Source organism: Bartonella sp. MR168JLCBS, assembly GCF_042194175.1.
The window spans coordinates 1-348 of record NZ_JBHIMP010000472.1; the positions used below are offsets into that span (position 1 = coordinate 1).

Consider the following 348-nt stretch of genomic DNA (forward strand, 5'->3'; position numbering starts at 1 on the left):
AATTGGTCTTAGTATAGGTGCGTTTTACGTTCGTTCTATGACAATTATGTTGGTTGAGTCAGGGATATTGTTGCATTATCGTTATTTGGAACATGGTGCTTTTTATGCAATTTTAATCCTCGCAGTGATTATGTATCTGCAAACTCTTGTATCGGTTCCTGAAGTCTTAACAGGACTGGTGGGGGTCGGTATTATTGGAATGGCATTTTGTTCTTCTCTTCGCTTTAAGTGTCATCACCTGAATAAAGATGTTGTGTCTAAGTAAGTTGAAAGCTTTTTATGCGTTGCAATAGCACGACGAAAGAAAGTTTTTTAGGAGGTTATTAAGAGTTCTATACCGGCTTCATT

General features: G+C 37.4%; 1 protein-coding gene. It reads left to right on the forward strand.

Annotated features, from left to right (window positions below; all coding sequences use genetic code 11):
• On the forward strand, positions 1–265 hold a 265-nt coding region (locus ACFIK8_RS12085; protein WP_375669570.1), incomplete at its 5' end, for a DUF475 domain-containing protein.
• Between the last annotated feature and the right edge of the window lie 83 nt (positions 266–348).